Raw genomic sequence first — 6,583 nt, 5'->3', positions numbered from 1 at the left:
CATCTTTGTCCCCTAACTTTCGGCGAGTCCCCCCAGACTTTTTGAGAAGCTTCATGGGAAATTGATACCAAATCCGCTCTTGTTACCCCCTTTTTAAATTGATAGCTTAAAACTTGAAAACCCTTCTTCCTCCTGCCCCCTGCCTCCTGCCTCTTCTAGAAGATAAGATGGGTTTTAGAATCGGATTTGGTATGATGTCATACTGGTTTCGATTTACGGACGTTCTCCTAGCTTAATAGCCAAGGTATTAGCTAGATTAATCAAATAGTATAGTTTATTCCCGTTTTCTTGAGTTTTTATATACTTCAATGAATACAGATATTGAGAGGTAATTAAAATGACCCAGCAAGCTACTAAGCTCGTTATTGTTACAGAAAAGTTGCTGTTAAAAAAGATCGCCAAGATCATCGACAAAGCCGGAGCAAGCGGTTACACGGTGGTGGACGCTGGCGGTAAAGGAAGTCGCAATGTTCGCTCCTCGGGAGGCCCCACCGTTTCTGAGACTTACTCGAATATAAAGTTTGAGGTACTCACCCCCAACCGAGATATGGCCGTAAAGATTTCGGATGAGGTAGCAGCCCAGTTCTTCGATGATTATTCGGGTATTGCTTATCTTTGTGACGTGATGGAGGTGCTGCACGCACACAAGTTCTGATAATACAATTATGACCAGAGTTTAGGACGCAGTAATAGAAAGCCCAAGCAATCTACTACTGCGTTTGTCTCTGTTGAGAAAGTCTGGTCTAAACCAACCTAGATGAAGGTTAGGATACTAAGACAGGAACAGGAATGTTGAGATGAGGATAAAGGGGAAAGCGATCGCATAAAGCTTTAACTCGATTTAAACAATCTTGCTTAACCCCTTCGTCGTTGCGATTAAGCAAACAATCAGCGATTATATTGCCAATTTCAGTAAATTCTTCTACTCCCAATCCTCTTGTAGTCATAGCGGGAGAACCCAACCGAAGACCACTGGTTACAAAAGGAGATTCGGGATCGAAGGGAACTGTATTTTTGTTGGCGGTAATATTTATTTCACTAACTAACTTATCCCCTTCCTTGCCTGTCATGTCAATGCAACGGAGATCCACTAAGGTTAAGTGGTTATCGGTGCCGCCAGAAACTAGCTTAAAGCCCCGTTGGGTCAGTTGAGTAGCCAGGGCTTGGGCATTGGCGATTACTTGTCCGGAATACACCTTAAACTCGGGCTTTAGGGCTTCTCCGAAGGCTACTGCTTTGGCAGCAATCACCTGTTCTAGTGGACCCCCTTGAGTGCCAGGAAAGACGGATTTATCGAACTTCTTGCCCAACTCAAGGTTGTTGGTCATAATTAGACCGCCTCTAGGACCCCGTAAGGTTTTGTGGGTGGTGGTGGTGACTACATCGCAGTAGGGTAAAGGGTTGGGATGATGACCAGTGGCAACTAAACCAGCGATGTGAGCGATATCAGCCATTAAATAGGCTCCTACCTCGTCGGCGATGGCCCGGAACTTATCAAATTCGATAATTCTGGGATAGGCTGAGAAACCACAGATTAATAGCTTCGGCTTTTCTTTCTTAGCTAGTTCTAAAATGGCATCGTAATCTAACCTTTCGGTTTCAGCACTTACACCGTAGTGGCACACCTCAAACCATTTCCCTGAGACATTTACAGGGGAACCGTGGGTTAAATGACCACCGTGGGAGAGATCCATGCCCATGATTTTATCCCCAGGATTTAGCAGGGTCAAGAACACAGCAAAATTAGCTTGCGCTCCTGAGTGGGGTTGTACGTTAGCGTGGGCTGCTCCAAATAACTGTTTAACGCGATCGATGGCTAACTGCTCTGCTTGGTCGACCCATTCACAACCACCGTAGTAGCGTTTTTTGGGTAATCCTTCTGCATACTTGTTGGTTAACACCGAGCCTTGAGCTGCTAAGACTGCGGGGGAGGTAAAGTTCTCACTGGCGATTAGTTCTAAATGTTCGCGCTGCCTCTGTAACTCCCCTTGAATCATTGCGGCAAGGGTGGGGTCGCTTTGGGCTAAAAAATCTAAGTTGGTATCAGTCACTTTTATTTATTCCTTTCGTTTTGGCTTACGGTGTTCCCAACCTCCAATTATAGTTAATGTTTACATGGGTTTTCAATAAGGCAAGATAACTTTTAATTTAAAGTTTATTTTTTTCACTATCTTAGATTTGTTAACTATGGATTCTAGCTTCAGGGTGTAATTTGGCTAAAATCTCGCTTTCAATTATTGATAATTCTTCTAATCTTTTCTGCACAAGTTCTCGCTCAAAATAGGTATCTGCTAGTATCCAATAGACCCCATAATGTCTCGCTTCTGATGCCATCAAACTACGGTAAAATTTAGCTAAATCTTCATCGGGACAATGGTTTCCTAAAAGTCCTAATCTTTCGTGAGATCGAGCTTCTATTAGGGCGGCAACTAATAGAGAGTCTAGTAATCTTTGGGGTTCTTTTGTGCTGATTGTTGATTTTAATTTAGCCCCATAGGGAGGAGAAGACAAGGGACCAAGGGGAATATTTTTTTTGTCTAACCACTGATTAACTTGTTCAAAATGTTCTAATTCTTCTTGTGCGATCGCTGTTAGTTTTCTCACTAATATGGCATTGGATGAGTAGCGAAACATCAAATTGAGAGCTACACTAGCTGCTTTTCTTTCACAGTGGGAATGATCCAATAAGATTGTATCTAGATTGTTAGTAGCTTGCTCGATCCAAGCTGCCTGAGTTGGCTCTTTTAATATATTTATTGTTGCTTTTTTGTGTAACATCATTGGTCAAATTCCCAATTTATTAAAAATTCGATTATGACAATTGAGAAATAGGCGTTTCAGGTGATTTGTTAGCCGCTTTACAATCGGCTATGTATTGTTTAATTACGGTTTGGAAAGCTTGTTCTAATTCATCCACGGAAAGGCCATCAAAAATTATTATATCTCTTATGTTTACCACTCGACCAAAAAATAAGCGATCGTCTTCATCATATTCAATAACTGCCTTATACTCTTTGTATTTCATGGGTTGATTCTGGCCTTAAATAAAAATTCTCGAATGGCTTTAATCTGATATCTTTTTAATTCCTTTTGAGGATGGGGAGAATGGATATTGAGGGAGAGATTTTTAAAGTCAAATCTGACTCCTGAATTATTCTCTTGAGTTACTGTTCCTCCTACGGCTTTAATTAGGGTTACTACATCATCCCACAGAATGTTCAGTTTCATTGGTTCTGTGAAGATAGAATCATAAATTTTACGCTGTTTTTTGTTCATTCACTTATAATACTATCCCATGAACAGTTCTTGATATAAGAACATACCCTACAGTTATAGCTTAAATGCTTTATCGCCTCTTCGGGGCAAGGAGTCAGCAGTCAGGACTCAGAATTAATCTTAATAAATAAAACGTGTAATAGTTTATTTGATAACTAGATTATGATTATTAAAATTATCAATAATTAAGTATAAAAGACAACATAAATAAATTTTTACCCAAGACCAAAAAAATCTTATATAATTAGTTGGTGTACATTAATTGTTAAGTCATAGATGATTGCCACCCATCGCAACGAAATGCCCATCAGTCCCATATTCAATCCAGAAGGAGATGATGCCATCGAAAACCGTTCCATCTGGTTTGGAAATACTACAAATTTGATGCAATTAAACGATGTTCGTTACACATGGGCGGTGGGTTTATATCAACAAATGCGGGAAAACTTTTGGATTCCTCAAAGATTAGATATTACTCAAGATGTGACAGATTATACTAACTTAACCGATGACGAGCGATATGCGTACGATGGAATTTTATCTTATCTTACCTTTTTAGATTCTGTTCAAACCTGTAATATTCCCCATCTAAAAACGAGCATTACTGCTCCCGAGGTTAGTCTATGTATGGCAGAACAAATCTCCCAAGAAGGAATGCACAATCAGAGCTATCAATACATCATTGAAACCATTATTCCCCCGGACAGAAGAACAGAAGTTTACGAATTTTGGCGCACTGATAAAGTATTGAAAGATCGCTGTGAGTTCATCGCTAATTTGTATCAAAAATATATTGATGATGCAACTGCTGAAAATTATTTTGTCGCTTTGATGGCTGACTTTTTGTTAGAGGGACTCTATTTTTACAACGGGTTTATATACTTCTACAATTTAGCATCTCGGATGTTAATGCCAGGATCTGCTGATATTATCAAGATGATTAACCGAGACGAATTAAGTCATGTAAGATTGTATCAAAAACTGATTCCAGAAGCGAGAAAAGTTTTCCCCCATTCTGTTGAACAAATCTACGAAATGTTTGACATGGCTGTTAATTATGAGTGTCGCTGGACTAACCATATTGTAGGTAACAATATTTTAGGTATTACTGAGTCAAGTACAGAAAAATATACCAAGTATTTAGCTAATATTAGATTACGATCTATCGGTTTAGATCCTCTTTATCCTGAACCAAAATACAATAAGAGTCCTTATAGCCATTTAGAAAGATTTTCTGATACAAAAAAAGCAGGTAATACCAAGGCTAATTTCTTTGAGGCAACTGTTACTAGTTATGTCATGTCCTCTGGTTTGACGGGATGGGATGAAATCTAATTTCCCATAAACTTCCCCGACTTTTCAGAGGTTGGGGTTTTGTTATAGTCCCAAAAAATCTTAAGGTTAAAAGCTAAATGACTGTTCTATTACCTGCTATAATTCCTGTTGCCTTTATTATTCTTGTTGGGGTTATTGTTGGTAAAACTTTGACTCTTCATAAACAAACATTATCCCAATTAAGTGTTTATGTATTGGCTCCGGCACTGGTAGCGGATAGTTTATATACAACAACTATTTCCCCACAGAATGCAACACAAATATTATTAGGGGTGTTTATTGTTGCCTTGATTCTCTATGGGTTAGTCTCCATTATTAGTTCTTTTTTAAAACTACCTCTGGTCACTCGTAAAAGTTTAATCGCCACTAGTTTACATCCTAATAACGGCAATATGGGATTACCTTTGGTAGATTTTGCCTTGGGTTCAGCCGGTCTAGAAAGGGCGATTATTTATATGATTGGTTCCAGTATTTTGTTATTTGGTGTTGCCCCAGCAATCTTAGCAGGAACTAGCCTAAAACATAGTTTAAAAGTTATTTTTCAACTTCCCTTGATCTGGGCTATGTTAGCTGGATTGGCTTTAAGATTGCTACAGATAAAATTACCTTTTAACTTAGGAGAAGCCTTACACTTATTAGGAAGGGCGGCTATTCCTGTAGCCTTAATTATTCTGGGTATAGAATTAGTTAATACACCTTTTAGAGTGACTAACTTTGAGCTAATCTCCCTTAATTTTAGATTAGTTTTAGCTCCTTTAATCGCTTTATTAGTAGGTAAAACCATTCAATTGCCACCCCTAGATTTACAAGTGTTTATTCTACAAAGTGCTATGCCAACTGCAGTCAATACCGTGGTTTTAGCAACAGAGTTTGGAGGGGAAGCAGCTAAAGTTGCCCGTACAATCGTCGTCACAACCTTACTTAGTTTTCTTACCTTACCATTCGTATTATGGGTCGCCGATAAAGTATAATAAATCCCAGAAAAAATATTCCTAAAAGATCCAATAATTATCATGGAAAAACCTGCTGATAATCAATATCCTATCCATGAACTGATTAAACAACGTTGGAGTCCGTTAGCGTTCAATATTCGTCCCATTGAACCCGAAAAAATTGCCAGTTTATTAGAAGCTGCTAGATGGGCAGCCTCCTGTTTTAACGAACAACCCTGGTTCTTTATAGTAGCAACCCAAGACAACAGTCAAGAATACGAAAAACTTTTGAGTTGTTTAGTCGAAGCAAATCAACAATGGGCAAAAGATGCTCCTCTTCTGATATTCTCGGTGGCAAAATTATCCTTTGAACGCAACAATAAACCCAATCGTCACGCCTTACACGATGTTGGCTTAGCTGTAGGCAATTTAACCCTGCAAGCGCAATCCCTTGGCTTATTTGTCCATCAGATGGGAGGATTCGATATGGAAAGAACTAGAACCCTTTACAATATACCCCAAGACTACGAACCCGTTGCAGCGATCGCCGTAGGTTATCCAGGAAATATTAGTCAGCTAGGGGAAGATTTACAAGACAGAGAATTATCCCCCCGTAGTCGTAAACCCTTGCCAGACTTTGTATTTCACAATACCTGGAACCAATCCTATTTTTAACTGACATCTTGCACCAGTACATAAAAACTGAAATTAGTAAGCAGTAAGCAGTCAGCAGTCAGCAGTCAGCAGTTCCTCACTCCGTTCCGGCGCTATCGCACAGCGTTCGGCTTTGATCTCACTCACAGCATAAGATAGAGATTGATATGTTTCAACTGATAGCTGATATAGCATTTCTCATACTTGTGAGGTACAGAGGTGATCGCTTTGAGGCAGGAGGCAGGAGTTAAGTGTACCTCATGAGTCCGATAAAAGCTATAGCTGAACGCTTACAAACTAGCCGATTTTATCGAAGGTGCAAGATATGAGTCTAACTCACATCTTGCACCAAGAAAAGTTGATATGAGGAACGATGGCTAAAACTC

The 6,583-nt window shown here is 39.4% G+C and carries 8 protein-coding genes; 4 read left to right on the top strand and 4 right to left on the bottom strand.

All coding sequences use genetic code 11. From position 1 onward, the window contains the following. Window positions 1-337 precede the first annotated feature (337 nt). Window positions 338-655: a P-II family nitrogen regulator gene (locus tag P9B04_RS12260; protein ID WP_342055276.1), complete on the top strand. Its 318-nt coding sequence runs from the start codon at window positions 338-340 to the stop codon at window positions 653-655. A 109-nt stretch (window positions 656-764) separates the two neighbouring features. Here the strand turns inward: P9B04_RS12260 and glyA are convergent, their stop codons facing one another. From glyA to P9B04_RS12240, 4 genes are all read right to left on the bottom strand, one after another. Next, complete coding sequence (gene glyA / locus P9B04_RS12255) at window positions 765-2,051, bottom strand: serine hydroxymethyltransferase (protein WP_342055275.1); 1,287 nt, start codon at window positions 2,049-2,051, stop codon at window positions 765-767. A gap of 130 nt (window positions 2,052-2,181) precedes the next feature. Beyond that, complete coding sequence (gene miaE / locus P9B04_RS12250) at window positions 2,182-2,781, bottom strand: tRNA-(ms[2]io[6]A)-hydroxylase (RefSeq protein WP_342055274.1); 600 nt, start codon at window positions 2,779-2,781, stop codon at window positions 2,182-2,184. 31 nt (window positions 2,782-2,812) lie between these two features. After that, window positions 2,813-3,025, bottom strand: coding sequence for a type II toxin-antitoxin system HicB family antitoxin (locus P9B04_RS12245; protein WP_342055273.1), 213 nt, complete (start codon window positions 3,023-3,025; stop codon window positions 2,813-2,815). Beyond that, window positions 3,022-3,276: a type II toxin-antitoxin system HicA family toxin gene (locus P9B04_RS12240; RefSeq protein WP_342055272.1), complete on the bottom strand. Its 255-nt coding sequence runs from the start codon at window positions 3,274-3,276 to the stop codon at window positions 3,022-3,024. Before P9B04_RS12240 ends, P9B04_RS12245 begins: the two co-directional genes overlap by 4 nt. A gap of 276 nt (window positions 3,277-3,552) precedes the next feature. Between P9B04_RS12240 and P9B04_RS12235 the strand changes: the two genes are divergently transcribed. From P9B04_RS12235 to P9B04_RS12225, 3 genes are all read left to right on the top strand, one after another. Beyond that, window positions 3,553-4,611: a ribonucleotide-diphosphate reductase subunit beta gene (locus tag P9B04_RS12235; RefSeq protein ID WP_342055271.1), complete on the top strand. Its 1,059-nt coding sequence runs from the start codon at window positions 3,553-3,555 to the stop codon at window positions 4,609-4,611. Between the two features lie 77 nt (window positions 4,612-4,688). Beyond that, window positions 4,689-5,582 (top strand): AEC family transporter, encoded by an 894-nt coding sequence (locus P9B04_RS12230; protein WP_342055270.1) that lies wholly within the window; start codon window positions 4,689-4,691, stop codon window positions 5,580-5,582. A 42-nt stretch (window positions 5,583-5,624) separates the two neighbouring features. Beyond that, the gene (locus P9B04_RS12225) at window positions 5,625-6,218 is read left to right on the top strand and encodes a nitroreductase family protein (RefSeq protein ID WP_342055269.1); all 594 of its coding nucleotides are present in this window, start codon (window positions 5,625-5,627) and stop codon (window positions 6,216-6,218) included. Window positions 6,219-6,583: the final 365 nt, after the last annotated feature.

It is taken from the genome of Crocosphaera sp. Alani8 (assembly GCF_038442745.1).
In the GTDB taxonomy this organism is placed as follows: domain Bacteria; phylum Cyanobacteriota; class Cyanobacteriia; order Cyanobacteriales; family Microcystaceae; genus Crocosphaera.
The sequence above is the reverse complement of the archived record's forward strand: the minus strand, read 5'-3'. Positions and strand labels throughout refer to the sequence as shown.

Excerpts from the sequence above, each read along its gene's own strand:
- P9B04_RS12260 (WP_342055276.1), top strand. The coding sequence starts at position 338 with ATGACCCAGCAAGCTACTAAGCTCGTTATTGTTACAGAAAAGTTGCTG.
- miaE (WP_342055274.1), bottom strand. The coding sequence starts at position 2,781 with ATGATGTTACACAAAAAAGCAACAATAAATATATTAAAAGAGCCAACT.
- P9B04_RS12245 (WP_342055273.1), bottom strand. The coding sequence starts at position 3,025 with ATGAAATACAAAGAGTATAAGGCAGTTATTGAATATGATGAAGACGAT.
- P9B04_RS12240 (WP_342055272.1), bottom strand. The coding sequence starts at position 3,276 with ATGAACAAAAAACAGCGTAAAATTTATGATTCTATCTTCACAGAACCA.
- P9B04_RS12235 (WP_342055271.1), top strand. The coding sequence starts at position 3,553 with ATGATTGCCACCCATCGCAACGAAATGCCCATCAGTCCCATATTCAAT.
- P9B04_RS12230 (WP_342055270.1), top strand. The coding sequence starts at position 4,689 with ATGACTGTTCTATTACCTGCTATAATTCCTGTTGCCTTTATTATTCTT.
- P9B04_RS12225 (WP_342055269.1), top strand. The coding sequence starts at position 5,625 with ATGGAAAAACCTGCTGATAATCAATATCCTATCCATGAACTGATTAAA.